At 67.3% G+C, this 24,033-nt stretch carries 20 protein-coding genes and 1 pseudogene; 16 read left to right on the top strand and 5 right to left on the bottom strand.

Going from position 1 to position 24,033, the window contains the following annotated elements:
• Positions 1–21 precede the first annotated feature (21 nt).
• Complete coding sequence (locus FHP25_RS10760) at positions 22–2,382, top strand: Orn/Lys/Arg family decarboxylase (RefSeq protein WP_147846937.1); 2,361 nt, start codon at positions 22–24, stop codon at positions 2,380–2,382.
• Between the two features lie 376 nt (positions 2,383–2,758).
• Here the strand turns inward: FHP25_RS10760 and FHP25_RS10755 are convergent, their stop codons facing one another.
• Entirely contained in the window at positions 2,759–3,922 is a 1,164-nt protein-coding gene (locus FHP25_RS10755) for an aminotransferase (protein ID WP_147846936.1), read from the bottom strand.
• A 109-nt stretch (positions 3,923–4,031) separates the two neighbouring features.
• On the opposite strand from FHP25_RS10755, the gene FHP25_RS10750 reads away from it, so the two are divergent.
• The 6 genes from FHP25_RS10750 (at position 4,032) to FHP25_RS42590 (ending at position 7,571) form a co-directional block, all read left to right on the top strand.
• Positions 4,032–4,799, top strand: coding sequence for a TIGR02466 family protein (locus tag FHP25_RS10750; RefSeq protein WP_147846935.1), 768 nt, complete (start codon positions 4,032–4,034; stop codon positions 4,797–4,799).
• Positions 4,800–5,021: 222 nt separating this feature from the next.
• Entirely contained in the window at positions 5,022–5,360 is a 339-nt protein-coding gene (locus tag FHP25_RS10745; protein ID WP_147846934.1) for a P-II family nitrogen regulator, read from the top strand.
• Between the two features lie 96 nt (positions 5,361–5,456).
• Positions 5,457–6,866, top strand: coding sequence for a type I glutamate--ammonia ligase (glnA, locus tag FHP25_RS10740; RefSeq protein ID WP_147846933.1), 1,410 nt, complete (start codon positions 5,457–5,459; stop codon positions 6,864–6,866).
• 131 nt (positions 6,867–6,997) lie between these two features.
• Entirely contained in the window at positions 6,998–7,225 is a 228-nt protein-coding gene (locus tag FHP25_RS10735; RefSeq protein WP_147846932.1) for a DUF433 domain-containing protein, read from the top strand.
• Entirely contained in the window at positions 7,222–7,449 is a 228-nt protein-coding gene (locus tag FHP25_RS42595; protein ID WP_147846931.1) for a DUF5615 family PIN-like protein, read from the top strand. The genes FHP25_RS10735 and FHP25_RS42595 overlap by 4 nt, the downstream gene beginning before the upstream one ends.
• On the top strand, positions 7,377–7,571 hold the full coding sequence (locus FHP25_RS42590; RefSeq protein ID WP_408068522.1) for a DUF5615 family PIN-like protein: 195 nt from the start codon (positions 7,377–7,379) through the stop codon (positions 7,569–7,571). Before FHP25_RS42595 ends, FHP25_RS42590 begins: the two co-directional genes overlap by 73 nt.
• A gap of 33 nt (positions 7,572–7,604) precedes the next feature.
• Here the strand turns inward: FHP25_RS42590 and FHP25_RS10725 are convergent, their stop codons facing one another.
• Positions 7,605–9,743, bottom strand: coding sequence for a molybdopterin-containing oxidoreductase family protein (locus FHP25_RS10725; protein WP_147846930.1), 2,139 nt, complete (start codon positions 9,741–9,743; stop codon positions 7,605–7,607).
• Positions 9,744–10,064: 321 nt separating this feature from the next.
• Between FHP25_RS10725 and FHP25_RS10720 the strand changes: the two genes are divergently transcribed.
• Positions 10,065–11,123 carry an alkaline phosphatase D family protein gene (locus FHP25_RS10720; RefSeq protein ID WP_147846929.1) on the top strand — a complete coding sequence of 353 codons (1,059 nt, stop codon included), beginning with the start codon at positions 10,065–10,067 and terminating at the stop codon, positions 11,121–11,123.
• A 39-nt stretch (positions 11,124–11,162) separates the two neighbouring features.
• Here the strand turns inward: FHP25_RS10720 and FHP25_RS10715 are convergent, their stop codons facing one another.
• The 3 genes from FHP25_RS10715 to FHP25_RS10705 form a co-directional block, all read right to left on the bottom strand.
• Entirely contained in the window at positions 11,163–12,968 is a 1,806-nt protein-coding gene (locus FHP25_RS10715) for an ABC transporter ATP-binding protein (RefSeq protein WP_147846928.1), read from the bottom strand.
• 423 nt (positions 12,969–13,391) lie between these two features.
• Positions 13,392–14,372 carry a Bug family tripartite tricarboxylate transporter substrate binding protein gene (locus tag FHP25_RS10710; RefSeq protein ID WP_218578322.1) on the bottom strand — a complete coding sequence of 327 codons (981 nt, stop codon included), beginning with the start codon at positions 14,370–14,372 and terminating at the stop codon, positions 13,392–13,394.
• Between the two features lie 95 nt (positions 14,373–14,467).
• Positions 14,468–15,535, bottom strand: a complete 1,068-nt coding sequence (locus FHP25_RS10705; RefSeq protein ID WP_147846927.1) for a tartrate dehydrogenase — start codon at positions 15,533–15,535, stop codon at positions 14,468–14,470.
• A 155-nt stretch (positions 15,536–15,690) separates the two neighbouring features.
• Here FHP25_RS10705 and FHP25_RS10700 point away from each other — a divergent pair, with 155 nt between their 5' ends.
• The 8 genes and pseudogenes from FHP25_RS10700 to FHP25_RS41350 all read left to right on the top strand — a co-directional run.
• Positions 15,691–17,376 carry an N-acyl-D-amino-acid deacylase family protein gene (locus tag FHP25_RS10700; RefSeq protein WP_178133451.1) on the top strand — a complete coding sequence of 562 codons (1,686 nt, stop codon included), beginning with the start codon at positions 15,691–15,693 and terminating at the stop codon, positions 17,374–17,376.
• 76 nt (positions 17,377–17,452) lie between these two features.
• A complete protein-coding gene (locus FHP25_RS10695) occupies positions 17,453–18,679 on the top strand; it encodes a dienelactone hydrolase family protein (protein ID WP_178133450.1) in 1,227 nt (408 codons plus the stop codon).
• A gap of 63 nt (positions 18,680–18,742) precedes the next feature.
• Positions 18,743–19,048 carry a putative quinol monooxygenase gene (locus FHP25_RS10690; RefSeq protein WP_147846924.1) on the top strand — a complete coding sequence of 102 codons (306 nt, stop codon included), beginning with the start codon at positions 18,743–18,745 and terminating at the stop codon, positions 19,046–19,048.
• A 105-nt stretch (positions 19,049–19,153) separates the two neighbouring features.
• Positions 19,154–20,197, top strand: coding sequence for a TRAP transporter substrate-binding protein DctP (dctP, locus tag FHP25_RS10685; protein ID WP_147846923.1), 1,044 nt, complete (start codon positions 19,154–19,156; stop codon positions 20,195–20,197).
• Between the two features lie 31 nt (positions 20,198–20,228).
• Positions 20,229–20,894 carry a TRAP transporter small permease subunit gene (locus FHP25_RS10680; protein WP_218578321.1) on the top strand — a complete coding sequence of 222 codons (666 nt, stop codon included), beginning with the start codon at positions 20,229–20,231 and terminating at the stop codon, positions 20,892–20,894.
• The gene (locus FHP25_RS10675) at positions 20,894–22,192 is read left to right on the top strand and encodes a TRAP transporter large permease (RefSeq protein ID WP_218578320.1); all 1,299 of its coding nucleotides are present in this window, start codon (positions 20,894–20,896) and stop codon (positions 22,190–22,192) included. Before FHP25_RS10680 ends, FHP25_RS10675 begins: the two co-directional genes overlap by 1 nt.
• Before the next feature lie 9 nt (positions 22,193–22,201).
• Positions 22,202–23,614, top strand: a complete 1,413-nt coding sequence (locus FHP25_RS10670) for an amidase (protein WP_147846922.1) — start codon at positions 22,202–22,204, stop codon at positions 23,612–23,614.
• 232 nt (positions 23,615–23,846) lie between these two features.
• Positions 23,847–24,033: pseudogene (locus FHP25_RS41350) on the top strand (IS5/IS1182 family transposase); the annotation flags it as partial.

The following is a 24,033-nucleotide window of genomic DNA, read 5'->3' as shown; positions in this document are numbered from 1 at the left end:
TCCGACACGATCGGGGCATACATGGACTACTTCAGACGTTTCACCTTTCTGTTCGCCGCGCCGAGCTTTGACGCCGACGACCTCGAGGGCATCCGCTTCAACCAGATCATCGACGAGATCGAGCGTTCCGGCTTCGAGGTCGTGAAGGCCCGGCGGCTCGAGGATGCCGAGGTCGCGGTGCGCACCGACGCCGCCATCGGGTGCATGATCGTCGACTGGGGCAAGAAGGGCCTGGAGGGCAGGACCGCCGCGCTCATCAACCTGATGCGCCGACGCGGCCTGGACTTTCCGATCATCTTGCTGATCCGGCGCAAGCGTTTCGAGGACCTGCCGGTCGAGGTGCTCGACTTTATCGACGGCTACGTCTTCCTGTCCGAGGAGACGCCCGCCTTCATCGCCAAGAACCTGATCAGCCGCCTGAAGCAGTACGCCGAGACTCTCAAGACGCCGTTCTTCGGCGCCCTCGTCGACTATGCCGAGGAAGGCAACCAGCTCTGGACCTGCCCCGGACACAACGGCGGCGTCTTCTACAACCGCAGCCCCATCGGCCGGGTGTTCATGGAGCATCTGGGCGAAGCCGTGTTCCGCGACGATCTGGACAACTCGGTGCTCGACCTCGGCGACCTGCTCACCCACGAGGGCCCAGCCCTGCAGGCGCAGAAGGAAGCGGCGCAGATCTTCGGCGCCGAGAAGACCTATTTCGTGCTCAACGGCACGTCGACCTCCAACAAGGTGGCGCTGGCGGCGCTGGTCACCGACGGCGACCTGGTGCTGTTCGACCGCAACAACCACAAGGCTGCCCATCACGGCGCCCTGCTGATCAGCGGCGGCATTCCGGTCTATGTCCCGACGGTCCGCAACGCCTGGGGGCTGATCGGCCCGATGAGCTGGGAGGCGCTGGACGAAACCGCCCTGCGCGAGCAGATCCGCCGCCATCCGTTGATCAAGGACCCCGAAGCCTGGCGCCGGCCACGCCCGTTCCGCGTCGCCGTGATCGAGCAGTGCACCTATGACGGCACGATCCACAGCGCCGAGATGATCCTCAAGCGCATCGGCCATCTCTGCGACTACATCCTGTTCGACGAGGCCTGGGCCGGGTTCATGAAGTTCCACCCGCTCTACGCCGGGCGCTTCGCGATGGGCCTGGCCGATCTCGGCCCGGAATCGCCGGGCATCATCGCCACGCAGTCGACGCACAAGCAGCTGGCGAGCTTCTCGCAGGCCTCGCAGATCCATATGAAGGACCGCCACATCAGGGGCCAGAAGCGCCGCGTCGAGCATCGGCGCTTCAACGAGAGCTTCATGCAGCATGCCTCGACATCGCCGTTCTACCCGCTGTTCGCCTCGCTGGACGTGGGGGCGCAGATGATGAAGGGCCGCTCCGGCGAGGTGCTGTGGGACGACACCATCCGGCTGGGCATCGAGCTGCGCAAGAAGATCCGTGCCATGCGCCGCGAGTTCGAGGACAAGGAGACGCGCCCCGAGCGCCGCTGGTTCTTCGAGCCCTTCGTGCCCGAGCGCGTCACGCTTCCACATGCCAACCGCCCGGACACGATGCCTGATGTCGTTCCCTGGGAATCGGTGGGCACCGATCAGCTGGCGACCACCCCCGCCTTCTGGCAGCTCGCGCCGGAAGCCGGCTGGCACGGCTTCGACGGCATGGCGGCGGGCTTCGCCATGACCGACCCCAACAAGCTCACCCTGCTGACGCCGGGCTTCGACCGTGCCACCGGCGGATATGCCGAGCACGGCATCCCGGCGCCGGTCGTCGCCCAGTACCTGCGCGAGAACCGCATCGTGCCGGAGAAGAACGACCTCAACTCGCTGCTCTTCCTGCTGACCCCGGGGGTCGAGGCCAGCAAGGCGGGCACGCTGATCAGCGGGCTGGTCGCCTTCAAGAGGCTGCACGACGACAACGCGCCGCTGGAGGAGGCGATCCCCGAGTTCTTCCGGCGCCGGCCGGCGCGCTACGCCGGCGTGCGCCTGCGCGACCTCTGCGGCGAGATGCACCGCTTCTTCCGCGCCGCCGATGTCAGCGCCCTGCAGGCCAGGCAGTTCGCGCCCGAGCACCTGCCGGAGATCGCCCTGTCCCCTCATGACGCGGCACGCTGCCTGGTGCGCAACGACGTCGACTACCTGCCCATCGACGCCATCGCCGGACGCATCGCCACGACGCCTTTCGTGGTCTATCCGCCCGGCATCGCCACGATCGTCCCGGGCGAGCGGCTGACAGAACGAGCCAAGCCGATGATCGACTACCTCAAGATGTTCGAGGCCTGCTTCAACACCTTCCCCGGCTTCGAGGTCGAGATCCAGGGCGTCTACCGCGAGGTCGACGAGCGCGGCCGCGTGCGGCTGCATACATACGTCGTCAGCGAGTAGCGCGAGAGGAAGAGAAGAAGAAGATTAACCACAGAGGCACAGAGGGCACAGAGGTTCACAGAGAATGAAAATGTTGCGCGCCTCCGGCGCGCTTCGGTTTTCCTCTTTTTCTCTGTACTACTGACCTCAAGAATCCTGGCGAGCCGCGGCGATTTGAGTCTGCTCGCTGTCATCCTGAGCGCAGCGAAGGATCTTTTAGACCGTCGTTTCGCACGGGCCCGCCCCGTCGAGACGCCGTACGCCATCATCGTTCCCGTGCGATAGAACCGCTCAAAAGATCCTTCGCTGCGCTCAGGATGACAGCGAGCGCGTGGCGGGCCCCGTCTTTGGTTGCGGCCAACGGCTGCGCTGTGCCTCTGTGGTGATCTCTTCAAGATCATCGCCTGAAATGCCGGGCCAGGCGATCGATCGCTGCGTCGAGCGTGGCGTCGTGCTTGCAGAAGCAGAAGCGCGCGAAATGCTGCGGGGCGCCCTGGCCCTGGTAGAAGGCGCTGAGCGGCACCGCCGTCACGCCGGCCTCGACCGTGATATGGCGGCAGAAGTCCTCGTCGGTGCCGTTGAAGCCCAGCGGCCGGAAATCAGCCGTGATGAAGTAGGTCCCCTGCGCGTCCATCACGTCGAAGCCGATGGCGCGCAGCCCCTTGGCCAGGTAGTCGCGCTTGGCCTGCAGATCGCCTGCCAGGCCGGCGAAATAGGCATCGTCCTTGCGCAGCCCGTGCGCCGTGCCCCATTGCAGGTTGGGCGGCGTGGTGAAGGTGACGAACTGATGCGATTTCAGGATCGGCTTCAGCACAGCCGGCGCCGCCGTGATGTAGCCCACCTTCCAGCCCGTGACGCTGAACGTCTTGCCGGACGAGCCGATGCGGGCGGTGCGCTCGCGCATGCCGGGGAACGTCATCAGCGGGATGTGCGGCCGGCCGTCGAACGTGATGTGCTCGTAGACCTCGTCGCACACGGCGAAGACGTCATGACGCACGCACAGATCGGCGATGAAGGCGAGCTCGTCTGCCGTGAAGACCTTGGCGGCGGGATTCATCGGCGTGTTGAGCAGCAGCAGCTTGGTGCGCGGCCCGAACGCCGCCGCGAGCTGCTCGCGCGGCAGCTCCCAGGCCGGCGGCTGCAGCCGCACGAACTTCGGGATGCCGCCGGCGCGGCGCACGATCGGCACGTAGCTGTCGTAGAGCGGCTCCAGGACCACCACCTCGTCGCCCGGCTCGATCAGGCCGAACAGGCAGTCGCCCAGCGCCTCGGTAGCGCCTGACGTCACCATCACCTCGCTCTGCCAGTCCACGTCCAGGCCGTAGAAGCGCTTGTTGTGCGCGGCCACCGCCTGGCGCAGCTCGGGTATGCCCAGCATCGGCGGATACTGGTTGTGGCCGGTCATGAGGTACTCGGCCGCCTGCCGGCGCACGTCCTCGGGCCCGGGATCGTCAGGAAACCCCTGCCCCAGGTTCACCGACTGGTGCTGGCGCGCCAGCGCCGACATCTGCTCGAAGATCGTGTCGGCATAGCCGCCCAGAACGCTGTTGCCCTGCTTCATCGATGAGTATCCACGCCCTGCCCAATGGCTCGCCGCGGGTTGTAGCGCAGTTCGGTCGGCGGTAGCAGGGTTTGTGGCATCATGGCCAGCGACGGACGGAGAGACGGTCATGTCAGAGGCAACGAAGGTCCCAGGCTTCGCAGCGCCCGCCGGCACGTGGATTGCGCATGCCGGGGTCGCGCATGCCGGCACGACACACGCCGCGGCGCCGGCGCCGGCTCCGGCGCGCCCGGGGCCTGCGGTCGACGACGACCTGACCGCCGACCTGGGCGATGGCGTGTCGCTGCTGTTCGCCACGCCGATGCTGCGCCTGCTGATGCCCGATGCCGCGCGCGTCAATCCAGGACTGCGCGCCACGATCCTGCGCCGTGCCCAGGACGATGCCGGCAAGGCGATCAGCAATGTCGGCGGCTGGCAGTCGCGCAACGACCTCTTGGACTGGGACATTCCTGAGGCCGCCCAGCTCAAGACCTGGATCGCCGCCGCCGTGCGGCAGATGGCGCAGCACTCGCCGATGTTCCGCGGCCGCGCGCCAGGCACGACGCGGTTCCGTGCCTATGCGTGGGCCAACATCAACCGCGACGGCCACTACAACCGCCTGCACCTGCATCCCGGCGAGCACTGGTCGGGCGTCTACTATGTCGATGCCGGCCAGCCCGACCCGGCCATCGCCAACAACGGGGTGATCGAGTTCCTCGATCCCCGACCCACCGCGCGGGCCATGCCGGTCCCCGGCTTCAAGTTCGACCGTGGCATCAGCATCGTGCCAGCCTCGGGCATGCTGCTGCTGTTCCCCAGCTGGCTCGATCACTGGGTGAGCCCTTACCAGGGGCCGGGTGAGCGCATTTCCATCGCCTTCAACTGCACCCTGGAATAGTGCCGCGAAGTTAACCTCAAGATGTCTATTTAATCACCATATTGCATATATTTTGATCATGCCGGCCTTTGCAAACTGGGCTATAGCACCGTCCGCCGGCAATTGACCGCAGATTGCACAGCACTCTGCAGGCTGGCACAGAACGTGCTGTTGGTGTCAGGCGCATCGGCGCCGTCCGGCGGCCGTATGGTGGTGGTGCGGCAATTTCGGACGGGCAGGACGATGAAAAAGGTCGAAGCGATCATCAAGCCCTTCAAGCTCGACGAGGTGAAGGAGGCGCTGAACGATATCGGCCTCAAGGGCATCACGGTGCTGGAGGCCAAGGGCTTCGGCCGGCAGAAGGGCCACACCGAGCTCTACCGCGGCGCCGAGTACGTCGTCGACTTCCTGCCCAAGGTGAAGCTCGAGCTGGTGATCGAGGACGAGATGGTCGAGAAGGCCGTGGAGGCGATCCGCACCGCGGCGCAGACCGGCCGGATCGGCGACGGCAAGATCTTCGTCTCCCCCATCGAGGAAGCGGTGCGGATCCGCACCGGCGAACGCGGCAACGAGGCGGTCTGACGGAGCCGTTTGACAGAGCGCCGCGCAGGCGGGTCTGCGTGGCGAAGACCAAGGCAACGAGTGCAACCACGGGCAATCAGAAAGGACGCAGGGACCATGGCCGACGCCAAATCCGTTCTGCAGATGATCAAGGAGAAGGACGTCAAGTTCGTGTCCTTCCGCTTCACCGACCCGCGCGGCAAGTGGCAGCACACGGCCTACACCGCCCACTCGGTGGACGAGGGCACGTTCAGCGACGGCGTGATGTTCGACGGCTCCTCGATCGCCGGCTGGAAGGCGATCAACGAGTCCGACATGATCCTGATGCCCGACGCCTCGACCGCCGTGCTCGATCCGTTTACGGCCCAGAACACGCTGGTCCTGTTCTGCGACGTCATCGAGCCCTCGACGATGCAGGGCTACGCCCGCTGCCCGCGCGCCACGGCCAAGCGCGCCGAGGCCTACCTGAAGCAGTCGGGCATCGGCGACACCTGCTACTTCGGCCCGGAGCTGGAGTTCTTCGTGTTCGATGACGTCAAGTACGACGTCCAGATGCGCGGCTCGTTCTACAAGCTCGACTACGCCGAGGCGCCGCACAACACCGGCGCCGATATCGAGGGCGGCAACCTCGCCCATCGGCCGGGCGTCAAGGGCGGCTACTTCCCCGTGCCGCCGGTCGACGCGCTGATGGATCTGCGCTCGGAGATGTGCTCGGTGCTGGGCGAGATGGGCCTCGACATGATGATCCATCACCATGAGGTGGCGCCGGGCCAGAACGAGCTGGGCTTCGGCTTCTCGACCCTGGTGTCGACCGCCGACAACGTCCAGAAGTACAAGTACGGCGTGCACAACGTCGCCGCCCAGTGGGGCAAGACGGCGACCTTCATGCCCAAGCCGCTCTACGGCGACAACGGCTCGGGCATGCACGTCCACCAGTCGATCTGGAGCGGCGGCAAGCCGCTGTTCGCCGGCAACGGCTATGCCGACCTGTCGGAGACGGCGCTGTACTACATCGGCGGCATCATCAAGCACGCCAAGGCGCTGAATGCCTTCTGCAACGCCTCGACCAACAGCTACAAGCGCGTGATCCCGGGCTTCGAGGCGCCGGTACTGCTGGCCTACTCCTCGCGCAACCGCTCGGCCTCGTGCCGCATCCCCTACGTCGCCTCGCCCAAGGGCAAGCGCGTCGAGGTGCGCTTCCCCGACCCCAGCGCCAACCCCTACCTCGCCTTCGCCGCCATGCTGCTGGCCGGCATCGACGGCATCCAGAACAAGATCCATCCCGGCGACGCGATGGACAAGAACCTCTACGAGCTGCCGCCGGAGGAGCTGGTCAAGGTCCCGACCGTGTGCGGCTCGCTGCGCGAGGCCCTCAACAGCCTCAACGCCGATCGCAGCTTCCTGACCAAGGGCGGCGTCTTCACCGACGACCAGATCGACGGCTACATGGAGCTGAAGTGGGAAGAGGTCTACAACTGGGAGCACCAGCCAGCCCCGGTCGAGTACAAGATGTACTACTCGATCTGATCCCGCCAGATCGGACGACATGCGAAGGGGCCGCGCAAGCGGCCCCTTTTTGCTTTCAGGAATAGACTTTGGTGGTCGTCGGATTGAGGGAAAGACGCTATATTGTTGGCTGACGTGAGCCTGAGGCTGTCATGGACTGGCGCGAACGCATCACAATTGAACCGGGCAAGCGCAGTGGTAAACTGTGTGTTCGCGGCACCCGAATCACGGTCGCAGACATTTTGTCGTACCTGGCTGGCGGCGAGACAGAAGATTCTCTGCTGGCGGAGTTCCCCCAGCTTTCGCGCGAAGATATTCGCGCCGCGCTAGCCTACGCGGCCGACAGCGAGCGGCATACGAAGCTGCTGGCCGCAGAGTGAAGCTGCTGCTGGACGAAAACCTGCCACCCAGCCTCGTCCGAACAGTGGCTGGCAAGTTTCCCGATTCGACACATGTTCTGCAACTCGGCTTCGGGCAAACACCGGACGAGGCTATTTATCGGTTCGCCGGCAGCAATGGCTTTACGATCGTATCGTCACGAAAGACGACGATTTTGAATTCCTGTCGCAGCAATTCGGAGCTCCGCCGAAAGTCGTCTTGCTGAAGATCGGCAATACTACCGTGACGACGCTACGCGAATTCCTCGACCGCCATCGCCACCTGATAGCCGACTTCATTCAGGCGGCCGACGAGCATCGCCTCCTGAAGATCGGCCCTGCCGCTTGAAATCAAGCGGCCTCCGGCCTGCGGAGCGACCTATCACGCCGGCGCTGGTGCTGACTTCGCTACCTCCACCAGGGTGTCGGAGAAGGTCGGCGCATTGCCGTAGTCGGCGAAGGCCGGCGGGTTGATGGCGTTGACCGTGCGCCGGGTGCGGCTGTCACGCGGCCAGTAGCCCATCGGCGCCACCACGACGCCGGCCATCGCATCGCCGGAGATCTCGGCCACGGCCTCGAAGGCGCCGCGGTCGTTGAAGACCCGCACCATGTCGCCACCGGCGATGCCACGGGCAGCAGCATCCTGCGGATTGATGACGACCTTCTGCGTGCCGGCGTGATGCTGTTGCAGGGGCATGTTGCCGTACGACGAGTTGAGGAAGGCATGGCTCTTGGGCGACAGCATGTTCAACCTGTAGCGCGCTGCCAGCGCCGGACTGGTCGCCGGCGATTCGTTGGGCGGAATGTAGTTCGGCAGCGGATCGACCGCCTCGCCGCTCTGGTCGCCGGCATAGCCCTGGCGGAACAGCGGCAGGACCATGTTGCCGCCGGCCGCGATCGACGACTTGAACTCGCATTTGCCGGACGGTGTCGGGAAGTTGCCCTCGCGGTGGGGCACGAACGTGTCCGGCGTGCCCACGTTCAGCCGTGCGTAGCCGGTCCGGCGCAGCGCCGGCAGGTCGATTCCCGCCAGGACCGGATTGTTCCAGTCGAGCGCCGCGGTCACCATCTCCTCGTCGCTGCGCTGCCAGTACGTGTCGTTGAAGCCCATGGTGCGGGCGAGCCGCCGGAACAGCTCGGTGTTCGACACCGCCTCGCCCAGCGGCGCGATGGCCGGCTCGTTGAGCGTCAGATAGAGATGGCCCCAGGAGAACATGAGATCGAACTGCTCGAGCTGGGTCGTGGCCGGCAGCACGATGTCGGCATAGAGCGCGGTGTCGGTCAGGAACTGCTCGCTCACGACGGTGAACAGGTCCTCCCGCGCCAGGCCACGCTCCAGCTTCTCCTGTTCGGCAATGACGACCATCGGGTTGGAGTTGAAGACGAACAGCGACTGGATCGGTGTCGTCAGCGGCAGCTCGCCCATCAGCGCCTGCCCCAGGCGCCACTGGTTGACGACGGGCGTGCCGGGCCTGATCCAGTCGGGCCGGCTGACGGCGTCCCAGTTGACCGGAAAGGCCCAGATCGGCATGTGCAGGATGCCGCCGCCGCAGTGGCGCCAGGAGCCAACCAGCGCCGGCAGGCAGGACAGCGCCCGCACGGTGTTGCCGCCGCCGGCGCTGCGCTCGATGGCGACCCCCATGCGGATCACCGACGGCTGCGTCGTGGCGAATTCGCGCGCGAGCCTGCGCACGTCGTCGGCCGCGACGCCGGTGATGGCGGCGACCTTGTCGGGCGGAAACTGGGCGGCGCGCTCCTCCAGCTCGTCGAAGCCGACGGTGTGCTTCTCGACATAGTCGCGGTCGACGAGGCCCTCGGCGATGATCACGTTCATCATGCCCAGCGCCAGCGCCGCATCGGTGCCGGGCCGGATCCGGATGTGCCAATCGGCCTTCTTCGCCGTGCGGGTCGCGACCGGGTCGACCACCACCACCTTGGCGCCGCGTGCCTGCGCCTCGGCGATGAACGGCCAGTGGTGCAGGTTGTTGCTGATGGTGTTGATGGCCCACAGCACGATGTACTTCGAATGGACGAAGCTCTCCGGGTCGACCGCCGCGGTCGGGCCGCAGGACATGAAGAACGCGGTGATCGCGCCCGAATCGCAGAACGTCCGCTCCGAGATCGTGGCGCCGAGCTTGTTGAAGAAGGCATCGCCGGCATTGAGGCCGTTGAGGATGCCCTCGGTGCCGAGATAGCTGTAGGGCAGGATGGCCGCCGGGCCGTGACGGTCGATGATCGCCGACCACCGTGACTTGATCTCGCCCAGCGCCTCGTCCCAGGTGATGCGCTGGAACTGGCCGGCACCCTTGCGGCCGATGCGCTTCAGGGGATGGAGCACGCGATCGGTGCTGTAGACCCGGTTCTGATAGTCGTTGACCTTGACGCACAGGCCGCCGCGCGTGAACGGATGGTCCGGGTTGCCGCGCACCTCGATCGCCTTGCCATCGCGGACCGTGGTGATCATGGCGCAGGTATCCGGACAATCATGCGGACAGGCGCTGAAGATCTTGTGCTCGCTCATCTCGTGCCTCCCCTGTGGGTGATCGGGCCTCAAGTGATCGTGCGGCCTTCGCAGGCTTGCGGCCCGGCTCTCAAAGGCTTGCTGTCTGCGGACGCGGACTGGTCGGCCGGACGGCACCGTGAACATCTTGTGGCGCCGCGGTGCGGGCTCTGCGTCGGGGAGCATACGCTTCCTCCGGCGTGAACGCATGGGGCATGTCGCGCCGATCGGGCACGGCATCTTTCGCCTCAGCTGAGGCCGCGGGCGATTTTGTCACATGTTTTTGCCGGCCCGGCGTATTCTCCACCATCCCGTCCACCGTCAGGTCAGGCCGAGCTGCTCATGCCGCGTCCCCTCCTTCGTCGCCAGGCGATCGCCGCTTCGGTTGCCGGACTTGCGTTGCCGTTGCCAGCGCAGGCGCAGCCCCGCCCCCTCACCCGCGTCGCCTTCGGGTCCTGCGCCGACCAGGCCAGGCCGCAGCCGGTGTGGGACGCCGTGCTCGGCTACCGGCCAGACCTGTTCCTGTTCCTGGGCGACAACGTCTATGCCGACTACGCGACGTCCGCCGCCGACACGGCCAGCCTGTTCGCGGCCTACGACCGGGCCCAGAAGATCGAGGGCTATGCCCGCCTGCGGCGCGAGGTGCAGCATCTCGCGGTGTGGGACGACCACGACTACGGCGAGAACGACGGCGGCGCCAGCTATAAGCTGAAGGGGCAGTCCAAGGAGATCTTCCTCGATTTCTGGCGGGCGCCGGACAACGATCCGCGGCGCCGGCGGGAGGGCCTCTACGATGCGCGCATCTTCGGCCAGGCCGGCCAGCGCGTGCAGGTCATCCTGCTCGACGTGCGCTGGTTCAAGTCGCCATGGCGGCCGACGGACGAGCGCAACGCGCCGGGCAAGGAGCGCTACCTGCCCGATGACGATGCTGCCAAGACGATCCTGGGCGAGGCGCAATGGGCCTGGCTGGCCGAGCAGCTGCGGCAGCCCGCCGACCTGCGGGTGATCGGCTCGGGCATCCAGATCGTGGCCGACGGACATGGCTGGGAGCGCTGGGGCAACTTCCCGCGCGAACGCCAGAAGCTCTACGACACGATCCGCGACGCGGGCGCCAGCGGCGTGGTGCTGATCTCCGGCGACCGGCACCTGGGCGCGCTCTACCGCGAGGCCACGGGCACCCCCTACCCGCTGCTGGAAGCCACGTCGAGCGGGCTGAACAAGTTCTTCCCCAACCCGCGCGAGGCCGGCCCCAACCGCCTGGGCGGCGTCTACGGGCTGCCCAATTTCGGCACCATCGACATCGACTGGTGGGAAGGCAAGGTCGCGCTCGCGATCCGCGACGACGCCGGCCAGGTGATGCGCCGCGCCGAGGTGCGGATGGAGCTGTTGCGGGCGACGTAGGCCGACGCCTCGCCCCGCTCCGGGGCGAGGTGATGATGCCTACGCCACCATCAGCGATGACGATCCGCCCATCTGGCGCTCGACCAGGCGGCGGTAGAGGCCGCCGGGCCGCGCGATCAGGGTGTCGTGGTCGCCCTGCTCGACGATGCGGCCGTCGTCGAACACCAGGATGCGGTCGAGCTGGCGCACCGTCGACAGGCGATGCGCGATGACCAGGGTGGTGCGGCCGCGCATCAGCCGTTCCATCGCCTGCTGGATCAGCGCCTCCGATTCGCTGTCCAGGCTCGACGTCGCCTCGTCGAGGATCAGGATCGGCGCGTCGGCCAGGAAGGCGCGCGCCAGCGCCACCCGCTGGCGCTCGCCGCCCGACAGCTTCACGCCGCGCTCGCCGACCAGAGTGTCGTAGCCCTTGGGCAGGCGCGAGATGAAGTCATGCGCGTGCGCCAGCTTCGCCGCTTCCTGGATCGCCGCCAGGCTGGCATCCGGCCGCGCATAGGCGATGTTCTCGGCCAGCGAGCGGTGGAACAGCACCGGCTCCTGCTGCACGATCGCGATCTGCCGGCGCAGGCTGGTCTGGGTCACGCCGGCGATGTCCTGGCCGTCGATCAGCACGCGGCCAGCGTCGAGGTCGTACAGGCGCTGCACCAGCTTGACGAACGTGGTCTTGCCCGAGCCGGAGTGGCCGACCAAGCCGACCCGCTCGCCGGCCGCGATCCCGAGCGAGAAGTCGGTGTAGGCCGGCCGCACCTGGCCGGGGTAGCGGAAGCCCACCTTCTCGAAGGCGATGCGCCCCTCCGTCACCCGCAGCGGCACGGCGCCGGCGCGGTCCTCCACGCCCAGCGGCTCGTCGTGGAAGCCGACCAGCTCCTCCAGCTCGTTCACCGCGCGCTGCACGTTGGTGACGTGATCGCCGATGTTGTGCAGGTAGCCGTTGATCACGCCGTATGTCGTCAGCACGTAGGCCACGTCGCCGGCCGTCGCTTGCCCCTGCCACCACAACATGATCACGCCACCCGTCACCGACAGGCGGATCGTCAGCAGCAAGGCCTGCTGCACCGAGCCGTTCAGCACGGCGCGGTTCCAGGTCAGCCGCGTACGCGACTGCCAGCGCTTCAGCACGCGCCCCAGCCGCAGGTCCTCGCGGACCTCGGCGCCGAACGCCTTCACCACCGGATTGCAGGTGATGGCGTCGGCCAGCGTGCCGCCCAGGCGCGTGTCCCAGCGGTTGGAGAGCTGGGCGATCGGCGCCACGTAGCGCAGCGCCATCAGCGAGGCGAACACGATATAGGCCGAGCTGCCGACGCCGATCACCAGCCCCATGACAGGCCAGCGCAGGCCGAACGAGATCGTGGCCAGCACCAGCACCGAGACGGCCGGCAGCAGCGCCAGCATCAGCGTGTCGTTGAGCTGGTCGAACGCCCACATGCCGCGGCTGACCTTGCGCACCGTCGAGCCGGCGAAGTTGTTGGCGTGCCAGTCGGTCGAGAACCGCTGCACGCGCCAGAACGCCTCCTCGGCCACCTGCTTCATCATATGCAGCGTGAAGCGCACGATGCCGCGGAACAGGCCGAAGCGCAGCGCCACCATGGCGGCGCCCATGCCGGCGAGCCCGATGAAGATCTCGATCGCCGCGTCCAGCGACGTGCGGCGGTCGGCAAGCCGGTCGGCGACAACGTCGATCAGCCGGCCCGCGAGCAGCGGGATCAGCAGCTCGACCAGCGTCAGCACGACGACGCAGGCGATGATCGCCAGCGCCAGGGCCGGCTGGCGCCGCCATTGCGAGAAGACGAAACGCAGGGTGCGCCGGAACGGATCGCCGGCACTATCGGAGGAACGCAGAGTCATGACCGCATACGGACGGCGCGCGGGCACCATCCGGTCCTTGCAGGCGACAAGGCTGCCCGCGCGCCGCAGCACGGCGCCGGCACGAGTCGCTGTCGTTTAGAAGACGAGGCTAGACGGGTATGGCCGCTGCGCTGGCCGATCCACCCGAGGGCGACCTAGTGGCCGGTGCGAAGACCGGGCAGGTCGGGAAAGACGAACGAGCTGATGTTGATCAACATGCACGCCTCCCGCGCAAAGAGTATCGCCAAGGGCGGCGTTCATATCGCAAACCGCGCCGCGATGCAACCGTCGCGACGCGCCGCTTGTCTGCAGCGACGTCCGCTTTCTCCCCAAACGCCCGCGCGGGATCCCCGCGAATGGCGCGTGAGGTGCGCCACCCGCGGGAGATCCCTCGCCCAAGCTCGGGATGACAGGAATGAGGTCTTATTCCGGTTGCACGCCGGCGGCCTTGACGGCGGGCACCCACTTCTCGATCGAGGCCTTCAGCAAGGCGCCCAGCGCCTGGGGCGACGACTCTTCCTTGGTGGGCAGGTCGACGGCCAGGTCGATCAGCCGCTTGCGCACCGCCTCATCGGCCAGGGCCTCGCCCAGCACCGCGTTCAGTTTCGTGACGATCGCTTCGGGCGTGCCCTTGGGGGCGAAGAGGCCGTTCCAGATCGTGACCTCGTAGCCCGGCAGGCCGGCCTCATCGATGGTGGGCACGTCGGGCAGCTGCGGCAGGCGCTTCTTGGTGCTGACGCCGATGGCCTTGATGTTGCCGCTCTGGATCTGCGCCAGCACGTTCACCGCTTGGTCGACCATGTAGTCGAACTGGCCGGCGACGAGGTCGTTGAGCGCCGGACCGGTGCCCTTGTAGGGGATCTCCAGCACCTCGACCTTCATCATGCTGTTGAGCATCAGGCCGCCCAGGTGCGACGCGGCGCCGATGCCGGCCATGCCGTACTGCACCTTCTTCTGGTTGGCCTTCACGTACGCGGCAAACTCCTTGAAGTCCTTCACCGGCAAGGTCTTCTTGGTCACCAGCACCATGGGATTGGTGCCGCCGATGCCGACCGGCACGAGATCCTTCTGGCTGTCGTAGGGCAGCGACTTGTAGAGCGCGATGTTGACCGCCAGCGTTCCCATGTGGGTGAACAGCACGGTATGGCCGTCGGGCGCCGCGCGCGCCGCCTTGGCCACGCCGATGGTGCCGCCGGCGCCGGCGGCATTGTCGACCACGATCTGCTGGCCGAGCTTCTCGCTCATCTTCTGGGCGATCACCCGGGCCAGCGCGTCGGTCGGCCCGCCGGCCGCGAACGGCACGATCATGGTGATGGGCTTGCTGGGATAGTTCTGCGCCTGCGCCGTGCCGGCAAGGCTGATGAGGGTGGCGCCGAGCAGCGCCGACATTGAGCGTCTGAGCATCATTCACCCCCTGTGCTTTCGCGGTGGTGCATAGCATCCCGGCCGCGAAAGTCAGCCGCCATCTTGCCACAGGGTTACGGAACCGGCACGGAGCCTCAGGCCGCCTTGACCGCCTCGACGATGGCGCGAGTCAGGTCGCGCGTGCCGCCATTGCCGCCGAGGTCCGGCGTCTTGGGGCCCCCGCCGGCGAGCACGACCGCGATGGCACGCACCACGGCGTCGGCCGCCTCCTTGTGGCCGAGATGCTCCAGCATCATGGCGCCCGACCACACCTGGCCGATGGGATTGGCGATGCCCTTGCCGGCGATGTCCGGCGCCGAGCCGTGCACCGGCTCGAACATCGAGGGATGGGCGCGTTCGGGGTTGATGTTGCCGCTGGGGGCGATGCCGATCGAGCCGACCACGGCCGGCCCCAGGTCGGACAGGATATCGCCGAACAGGTTGCTGCCCACGACCACGTCGAACCAATGCGGGTTGCGCACGAAATGGGCTGTCAGGATGTCGATGTGGAACTGGTCGGTCGTGACGTCGGAATAACGCTCCTTCATCGCCGCGAAGCGCTCGTCCCAGAACGGCATGGTGTGGATGATGCCGTTCGACTTGGTCGCCGACGTGACGTGCTTGCGCTGCCGCGTGCGCGCCATGTCGAAGGCATATTTGAGGATGCGGTCGACGCCCTGGCGCGTGAAGACCGCCTCCTGCACCACGAACTCGCGGTCGGTGCCCTCGAACATGCGGCCGCCGGCGGCGGAATATTCGCCTTCGGTGTTCTCGCGCACGACATAGAAGTCGATCTCGCCCGGCTTGCGTCCGGCCAGCGGACACTGGACGCCCTCGAACAGACGCACCGGGCGCACATTGGCGTACTGATCAAAGCCGCGGCGGATGGGAATGAGCAGGCCCCACAGCGAGACATGATCGGGAACACCGGGCCAGCCCACGGCGCCCAGGAAGATCGAGTCGAACGGCCGCAGCTGATCCAGCCCGTCCTTGGGCATCATCTCGCCGGTCTTGGCGAAACGCTCGCAGCTCCAGTCGAACGCCGTCCACTGGAAGTCGATGCCGAAGCGCCGACCGGCCGCCTCGATCACCTCGATGCCCGCCGGCACCACCTCCTTGCCGATGCCGTCACCGGCAATGACCGCGATCTTGTGCGTAGCCATGGTCTGGATCCCCTGTGAGTGCGGCAGGCGACCCTACTACATCTAACGACGGCTCAGCCATGCACCAGAGGCATTTGCCGATCCGGCCCGGCACCGGCACAATGCCGGCTGGTAAACAATCGTTCACATCGGGCGCGGGCCCTAAGGAGGGCGCGATGACATTCGATCTCAAGATCACCGGCGGCACCATCATCGACGGCAGCGGCAAGCCAGGCTTCGCCGGCGATGTGGGCGTCAAGGACGGCAGGATCGTGGCGCTGGGCAAGGCCGAGGGCGATGCCGGCACCACCATCGATGCCACCGGCCGGGTCGTGGCGCCGGGCTTCGTCGACGTGCATACGCACTACGACGCGCAGGTGCTGTGGGATCGCATGCTCTCGATCTCGCCCTGGCATGGCGTCACCACCACCGTGATCGGCAATTGCGGCTTCGGCGTCGCGCCCACGCGCGCGGCGCACCGCAAGCTGATCCTGCAGACCCTGGAGAAGGTCGAGGGCATGAGCCTCGACGCGCTGCAGGCGGGCCTGGGCGACGACTGGCCGTTCGAGACCTTCCCGCAGTACCTCGACGCGCTCGAGTCGCGCGGGAGCGCGATCAACATCGCAGCCTTGTTCGGCCACACCCCGCTGCGCCTCTACGTGATGGGCGAGGAAGCCACCGAGCGCGCCGCCACGCCCGACGAGGTCAACCGGATGAAGGCGCTGGTGCGCGAGGCCATGGAGGCCGGCGCCATCGGCTTCGGCACCTCGGCGTCGATCACCCACAACGGCTTCGGCGGCAAGCCGGTGCCCAGCCGGCAGGCGACCGTGGAGGAGATGGACGCGCTGGTGTCGGCGATGGGCGAGCTGAAGCGCGGCCTGATGCAGATCACCATCGGCAAGTCGTTCTCGACCAAGGAGATGGCCCAGGTCAGCCGCAAGCACGGCGTGCCGGTCACGTGGACGGCGCTGCTGTCCTACATGTACGGCCCCGGCGGCCATCGCCGGCAGCTGGATCTGGCCGCCGAGCAGCGCCAGAGCGGCGCCATCGTGATCCCGCAGGTGAGCTGCCGGCCGCTGAACTTCGAGTTCACCTTCGCCGACCCGTTCATCTTCGAGGTGATGAAGATGATGAACGAGCTGTCCGCCGAGGAGGCCCGCTCGCCCGGCGCCCGTGCCCGCGCCTATCGCGACAAGGCTTGGCGCCAACGCTTCACGGCCGAGCTCACGCCGGTCATGCGCAACTGGTGGGATCGCACGATCATCGCCTGGGCGCCGTCGGCGCGCGAGCTGGAGGAAATGCCGTTGGCGCATGCCGCCCGTCAGCGCGGCATGGACCCGGTCGACCTGGCGCTCGACCTCAGCCTCGACAACCAGCTCGGCGCCCGCTTCCGCATGGCGGTGCTGAACTTCGACGAGGATGAGGTCGCCGACCTGATCACCGACCCGCATACCGTGATCGCGCTGTCGGACGCCGGCGCGCATGCCAGCCAGCTGTGCGATGCCTGCTACTCGACCTATCTGCTGGGCCACTGGGTGCGCGAGAGGAAGACCCTGACGCTGGAGCAGGCCGTGCACCACCTGACGCAGCGACCGGCCGAGATGTTCGGGATCACGGACCGTGGCCTGCTGGCCGACAAGCGGCCGGCCGATATCGTGGTCTTCGATCCGGCCACCGTCGGGCCCAGCAAGCTGCGGCGGGTCTATGACCTGCCCGCCGGGGCCGACCGCCTGATCGCCGACGCGCACGGCATCGATGCCGTGGTGGTGAACGGCCGCGTGATCCGGCGTGGCGGCCGCGACGCCATCGCGGCAGACGCTGCGCTGCCCGGACGGGTGCTGCGCCACGGCCGGGCCGCCTGAGCGCGCGCCGGGCGGCAGACGGTGCTATGGTCGGCCCATGCGGTCGATCCGGCACGTCTGCCTCGTCATGTGGCTCATGCTTGCGGCGACCACGGCAACTGTCGCGCGCGGCCAGATCCCGTTGCCCCGCGACGTCGGCACGACCGCCGAGCCGCGGGTGCATGACGGCCGCGAGCGGTACCTCGGCGTATGGGGCCGCGACGCCTGGAGCGAGTCGCGGCCGGCGGCGGTGGAAGTCGAGGTCGACAGCAGCACAGGCGGACTGACCGTGACCAATGGCTTCGACCGCGACCATTGGCGCCCCTTCCCCTCCGGCTTCCTTCGCAGCGCCGGCCGCATCGAGAACGGCGAGCTGGTGACGGCATTGTCGCCGGTGGTCACCGGGCGCTATCGCCTGCTGCCCGACGGCCGCCTGTTCGCCCGCCTCGAGCGGCGCGGAACGTGGCACGAGGTGCGCTACGCGATCTTCGAGCGGCTGCCGACTGAACCGCAGGCACGCGCCGCAGCGCCTGCCGACACCGAGGCGCGGCCATGGCGCATGGTCGATATCCCGATGACCGACCCCGGCACGGGACGGCCTATCACGCTCAAGGCGACATTCTACCCGCCGGTCGTGCCCGGCCCGGTGCCGTTGCTGCTGATGAACCACGGCGATGTCACGCCGGGCGTCGAGTCTCTGGTGCAACGGCACGGCGAGCTCGCGCGGCTGTTCGTCAGCCGCGGCTGGGCCGTGCTCGAGCTGATGCGTCGCGGCGCCGGCGGCTCCGGCGGCACGCTGCTGCCGGAAATCCGGCGCGACGGGCCGCTCACGGCCGAGTATGGCGACCGGCGCATGGCGTCTGACATCGCCGATGTCGATGCCGCGCTTGCCGCGGTGCGTGCCTGGCCGCAGATCGATGCCCATCGCATCCTGCTTGGCGGCCAGTCGCGCGGCGGCCTGATCGCGATCGAGTATCTCGCGGCGCGTCCGGAGTCGGCGCTGGGCGCCATCAACTTCTCCGGTGGCGCCTGGAGCGAGGCCGACGAGCGGACATTTCTGCAGGGCCGCTACACGCGCGACCGCTTCGCACGCGCCGGCGCCGTGATCCGCAAGCCGACCTTGTGGCTGTACGGCGACAATGATCGCTACTACAGCGCGCCATTCATCCAGTCGTGGTTCGACGCCTACCGCGCCGCCGGCGGCGACGGCACACTGCGGATCGTCAGCGGCGTGCCACGCAATGGCCACGACCTGGTGTTCCATCCCGATTTCTGGGAGAGCACCATGCTCGACATGATCACGCGGATCACGGACGCCAAGTGAAGGCACCCGCCGCACGCGCCGCCGTATATAGTCATCCCATTCAGCCCAGTGGAGGAAGGAACCATGATCCACGTGCTCGCCATCATCACCACCAAGCCGGGGATGCGTGACGCGGTCCTCAAGGAATTCCGTGCCAATGTGCCCAACGTGCATGCCGAGAAGGGCTGCGTCGAGTACGGGCCGGCGACCGATGCCGACGGCTTCTCGGCCGGCGCCAAGCTCGGGACCGACACGTTCGTGGTGATCGAGAAGTGGGAGAGCATGGAGGCGCTCAAGGCGCACGCCGCGGCGCCGCACATGGCCGCCTATGCCGCCAAGACGCGCGACATGATCGCCAGCCGCACCATCCACGTGCTGTCGCCGGCCTAGCCGTCGCCGCACCGCGACGGCAGTGGCGCTCGCGAAACGAACCGTCTAACATCCGCCCGGCACGGAGCGGCGGCCAACGCCGCCCGTGGTTCGAGGGAGGACGTCATGACGCATCCGTTGCGGGTCGCGGCCGTCGGTGCTGCGCTGCTTTTCGCAAGCCTTTCAAGCGCCGCGGCGCAGACGGTCGAAGGTCCCAAGGTCAACTGGAAGCTGGCGACCTGGGGCAAGCCGCGCGCCGTCACGGCCGGCATCGAGACCCTGGCCCGCCACGTCAAGGAACGCACCGGCGGCAAGTTCACCATCGCCATCGGCTACGAGAGCTTCGGCGGCCCCAAGGAGCTGCTGGACATCCTCTCGGTCGGCGGCCTGGACATGACGATGATCTGCTCGTCGTACCATCCCGACAAGCAGCCGGCCTACACCGGACTCGACCTGCCCTTCCTGCCGCTGCCCGACTTCGAGACCCAATGGAAGGTGCACGACGCCTATCACAAGCACCCCTACATCCAGCAGGAGATGGGCAAGTGGAACGCGATGTTCTACGTGTCCAGCCTGCTGCCGCAATACGAGTTCGTGGGCCGCGGCAAGCCGCCCAAGACCCTGGCCGACTTCAAGGGCATGCGCGTGCGCGCCATCGGCGGCATCGGCGAAGCGATGCGCAATCTCGGCGCCGTGCCCACCTCGGTCGACGCGACCGAGGTCTACACCTCGCTGGAGCGCGGCGCGGTCGATGCCGTGTCGTTCCCCAGCACCTACGCGCACGGATCCTACAAGACCTACGAGATCAGCAAGTGGTTCACGGTAAACATGGCGCCCGGCACGCAGGCCTGCCCGGTGCTGATCAACAAGGACGCCTGGGCCAAGCTGCCGGATGCCTACAAACCTCTGTTCGATGAGGTGCGGCCGCAGATCAAGGACAATCTGATCAAGGCCTACGGCGAATCGGATGCCAAGTACGTGCCGCTGTTCAAGCAGAAAGGACTTGAGTTCATCACCTATTCGGAGAAGGACCTCGAGACCTTCCGCCAGGTGGGCGGACGGCCGGTGTGGGACAAATGGGTGAAGGAGATGGCGGCCAAGGGCATCCCGGCCCAGGAGCTGCTCGACCTGATCCTGAAGACGGCAACGGACGCCGGCAAGAAGACCTGAGTCGCTGACACACCTGTCTCCGGAAAGCACCGTGGCTGCCGCTCATGGCCCCCCACCCGCCGCCGGTCGGCCTTCCGCCGATGCGCCGCTGATCGCGCGGCTCGACCACTGGTACGGGCGGTTGGAGGAAGGCCTCAACCTGGCGGCAGCGTTGTCGATCTTCGTGCTCATGATCGTCGGCATGCTCCAGATTGTGGGCCGGACCGTCTTCGATCTCCCGATCGAAGGCTATATCGACTGGATAGAGTTCTTCGCCATCCTCTACGCGGTGGCCGGCATCTCCTATTGCCAGAGCAAGGGTGGCCATATTCGCATGGAGATCCTGCTGGGCGAGATGCGCGGCCGGCTGCTGTGGTTCTTCGAGGCGCTGGCCGTGCTGATCGGCCTCGTGATCATCGGCTTGCTGGTCTACAGCACCTGGCAGAATTTCGAGCGCGCCTGGAGCATCGGCGATTCGAGCATGGACATCAGGCTGCCGCTCTGGCCGTCGAAGCTCGTCGTGCCGGTGGCGCTTGCCGTGCTGTGGCTGCGGCTGCTGCTGCAGCTGGCCGGCTACCTGCGCCTGTTGCGTGATCCGACGTTGCCGCCCGTCGCGGTTCCGATCGTGCAGACCACGGCCGAGACGGCGCGCAAGGAGATCGACGAGGCGATGCGCGCCCTGGAGATCGAGCAACGCCAGAAGACGGGCCGGGGTTGATGATGGAACCGCTGACGATCGGCGTCATCGGGGCCGCCTGCCTGGTGGCGCTGGCCGTGCTGGGCGTGCGCATCGCTTTCGCCGCGGCGCTGGTCGGCACGGTCGGGCTCATGGTCATGCTGCCGTCGCCTCTGGCCGGGCTGATGACCGCCGGCACGATACCCTACGACAAGTCCGTCAAGTACACGCTCTCCGTGCTGCCGATGTTCATCCTCATCGGCTATCTTGCCTACTACGCGCGCATGACCGAGACCAGCTTCGAGGCGGCACGGCGCTGGTTCGGCTGGCTGCCGGGCGGCTTGGCGATCGGCACGATCTTCGCCGTGGCCGCCTTCTCCGCCGTATCGGGCGCCAGCACCGCGGCAGCTGCCGTCTTTTCACGCGTCGCCATCCCGGAGATGCTGAAGGCGAAGTACGACCGCCGCCTGGCGGCCGGCGTCGTGGCGGCGGGATCGACCCTGGACTCGCTGATCCCGCCCTCGGCGCTGCTGGTGATCTACGGCATCCTGGTGGAGGTCTCGATCGGCAAGCTGCTGGTCGCCGGCTTCGTGCCCGGCTTCATTTCGGCCCTGGTCTATTCCGCCATCGTGCTGGTGCGCTGCACGCGCAATCCGGCGATCGGCCCGCGCATCACCGGCTACAGCTGGGCACAGCGCTTCGAATCGCTGCCCGGCACGGCGCCGATCTGGATCGTGATCGGCCTGATCTTCACCAGCATGCTGTGGGGCTGGGCGACGCCCACCGAAGCCGGCGCGCTGGGCGCCTTCGCGGTGTTCTGCTTCGCGCTGTGGTACGGCATGAAGTGGCATGACCTGAAGGGCGCGCTGCTCGAAGCGGCCAAGCTCACGGTGATGATCTTCACCATCATCTGGGGCGTGCTGATCTTCGTGCGCTTCCTGGGGTTCGCCCGCCTGCCTGATGCCTTCGCGAGCTGGGTCGTCGACCTCGCCCTGCCGCCGGTGATGGTGATCGTCGCGATCTATCTCGTCTACTTCATCCTCGGCATGTTCATGGACGCCATCGGCATGATGCTGCTCACGCTGCCGGTATTCTATCCGGTGGTGGTGGCGCTGGGCTACGATCCGATCTGGTTCGGCATCATGGTGGTGAAGATGTGCGGCATCGGCCTGCTGACGCCGCCGGTGGGCCTGGCCTGCTATGTCGTGAACGGCGTGCGGCCCGAGATCCCCCTGGGCGATGTGTTCCGCGGCATCTGGCCTTTCGTGCTCGCCGATATTTTGACCGTCGCCCTGCTCACGGCCTACCCTCAGCTGGTCACCTTCATCGTCGCCGACTGAGGAGCCACCATGTCCGAGATCGCCGAGCTGACCCTGGCCGAGCTGTCTGCCGGCCTGAGCCGCAGGCAGCTGTCCAGCCGCCAGGTTGTCGATGCCTTCCTGGCACGGATCGACAAGGCCGACGGCAAGCTGCACAGCTTCGTCGAGGTCTATCGCGACGAGGCGCGGACTCTGGCCGATGCCGCCGACGCCGCGCGTGGCACCGGCCTGCCGCTGGGCCCCCTGCATGGACTGCCGATCGCGCTGAAGGATCTGTGCGACATCGCCGGCCGTGTCGGCACCGGCGGCTCGAAGGCCTGGGCGGCGCGCGTCGCCACCGAGACCTCGGCGACCGCCGAGCGGCTGCTGGCGGCCGGCATGATCCCGATGGGCAAGCTGCACATGGTCGAGTGGGCCTATGGCGGCTCCGGCCGCAACCCGCTGATGGGCACGCCCTGGAACCCCTGGGACCTCAAGACGCAGCGCCTGCCGGGTGGCTCGTCGAGCGGCACCGGTGTTGCCGTGGCGGCACGCCTGGTGCCCGCCGGCATCGGCAGCGACACCGGCGGCTCGGTGCGCATCCCCAGCGCCTTCAACGGCATCGTGGGGCTGAAGGTCACGTACGGCCGCATCAGCCTGCACGGCACGCTGCTGCTGAGCTGGACGCTCGATTCGATCGGGCCGATGGCGCGTTGCGTCGAGGACTGCGCCCTGCTGCTCAATGCCCTCGCCGGTCCCGACCCACGTGATCCGGCGACCCTGAACCAGCCGCTGGAGGATTTCACCGCGGCCGTGCGTGGCCCGGCCGACGTGCGCGGCATGCGCATCGCGCTGCCCGACGAGGCCGTGCTGCCGTCCGCCACCCATGCCGACGTGAAGGCGGCGTGGCGCGCGGCGGCGCGCACGTTCGAGAGCTTGGGCGCTCGGGTCGAGACCGTGCGCCTGCCCGACTGGTTCTTCAGCATCATCGCCAGCACGACAGCGATCAGCGGCTCGGAGGCCTACAGCCTGCACAAGGACTACGTCGACGACATGAAGCTGCCGATCGGGCCAGACGTGCGGGCCCGCGTCCAGCATGGCCGCACCATCGCGCCCGGAGCCTATGCCGCCGAGCTGAGGCTGATGGCCGAGCGTCGGCGCCAGTACCAGGAGCAGTTCCGGCATCTCGACGCCCTGCTGATGCCGACGGTGCCGATCCCGGCCGCCGTGCTGGCCGAGTTCGACGAGATGGCGCCGCTGCCACCCCTCTATACCCGGATCGGCAATTATCTCGGGCTCTGCGGGCTGGCCATGCCCGCCGGCCACTCGAGCGGCCTGCCCTTGTCGGTGCAGATCCTCGGCAGGCCGTATCAGGAGGCCACCGTGCTCAAGCTGGGCAAGGCCTTCCAGGATGCGACCAGCTTCCACAGCGCCAAGCCGGACCTCGCCGCCATCGGCCTCTAGGCGCTACGCGCCCGGATGTCCGCTGTCGCACGACACCCAGATCGCCAGGGCGAGCCGCGCCGCCGCCAGCCCGGCGCGCGCTGCCGCCGTGCTGTCTCCTCTCCCCGCTGCCGCGGGGCGAGGGTGAACGGCAGCGCCTGCGATCACCCTAGCAGCCTGTCGGACTTGAGCCGAGAGCTGGAATGAGATTCATTATCGAGGGTTGATATTGGCTCGAGCCAGCGTGGTTGTGATGAGTAATTTCCGCCAAGTTGATCGTCAGACCGATTTTTTGCTGCCGCCGTCGGTGGACGAGTGGCTTCCGGAGCGTCACCTGGCGCGGTTCGTGGTCGAGGTGATTGATCGGCTGGACCTGTCTTGCATGGTGAAGTCGTATCGCGGCTCGGGGTCGGCATCGTATCATCCGAGCGTGCTGCTGG

Source organism: Vineibacter terrae (assembly GCF_008039615.1).
GTDB lineage: Bacteria > Pseudomonadota > Alphaproteobacteria > Reyranellales > Reyranellaceae > Vineibacter > Vineibacter terrae.
This window is presented reverse-complemented; position numbering and strand designations above follow the sequence as displayed.

Bases quoted from the DNA above. Each gene is read 5' to 3' on its own strand.
- FHP25_RS10760 (WP_147846937.1), top strand. From the start codon at position 22: ATGGACTACTTCAGACGTTTCACCTTTCTGTTCGCCGCGCCGAGCTTT.
- FHP25_RS10755 (WP_147846936.1), bottom strand. From the start codon at position 3,922: ATGAAGCAGGGCAACAGCGTTCTGGGCGGCTATGCCGACACGATCTTC.
- FHP25_RS10750 (WP_147846935.1), top strand. From the start codon at position 4,032: ATGTCAGAGGCAACGAAGGTCCCAGGCTTCGCAGCGCCCGCCGGCACG.
- FHP25_RS10745 (WP_147846934.1), top strand. From the start codon at position 5,022: ATGAAAAAGGTCGAAGCGATCATCAAGCCCTTCAAGCTCGACGAGGTG.
- glnA (WP_147846933.1), top strand. From the start codon at position 5,457: ATGGCCGACGCCAAATCCGTTCTGCAGATGATCAAGGAGAAGGACGTC.
- FHP25_RS10735 (WP_147846932.1), top strand. From the start codon at position 6,998: ATGGACTGGCGCGAACGCATCACAATTGAACCGGGCAAGCGCAGTGGT.
- FHP25_RS10725 (WP_147846930.1), bottom strand. From the start codon at position 9,743: ATGAGCGAGCACAAGATCTTCAGCGCCTGTCCGCATGATTGTCCGGAT.
- FHP25_RS10720 (WP_147846929.1), top strand. From the start codon at position 10,065: ATGCCGCGTCCCCTCCTTCGTCGCCAGGCGATCGCCGCTTCGGTTGCC.
- FHP25_RS10715 (WP_147846928.1), bottom strand. From the start codon at position 12,968: ATGACTCTGCGTTCCTCCGATAGTGCCGGCGATCCGTTCCGGCGCACC.
- FHP25_RS10710 (WP_218578322.1), bottom strand. From the start codon at position 14,372: ATGCTCAGACGCTCAATGTCGGCGCTGCTCGGCGCCACCCTCATCAGC.
- FHP25_RS10705 (WP_147846927.1), bottom strand. From the start codon at position 15,535: ATGGCTACGCACAAGATCGCGGTCATTGCCGGTGACGGCATCGGCAAG.
- FHP25_RS10700 (WP_178133451.1), top strand. From the start codon at position 15,691: ATGACATTCGATCTCAAGATCACCGGCGGCACCATCATCGACGGCAGC.
- FHP25_RS10695 (WP_178133450.1), top strand. From the start codon at position 17,453: ATGCTTGCGGCGACCACGGCAACTGTCGCGCGCGGCCAGATCCCGTTG.
- FHP25_RS10690 (WP_147846924.1), top strand. From the start codon at position 18,743: ATGATCCACGTGCTCGCCATCATCACCACCAAGCCGGGGATGCGTGAC.
- dctP (WP_147846923.1), top strand. From the start codon at position 19,154: ATGACGCATCCGTTGCGGGTCGCGGCCGTCGGTGCTGCGCTGCTTTTC.
- FHP25_RS10675 (WP_218578320.1), top strand. From the start codon at position 20,894: ATGATGGAACCGCTGACGATCGGCGTCATCGGGGCCGCCTGCCTGGTG.
- FHP25_RS10670 (WP_147846922.1), top strand. From the start codon at position 22,202: ATGTCCGAGATCGCCGAGCTGACCCTGGCCGAGCTGTCTGCCGGCCTG.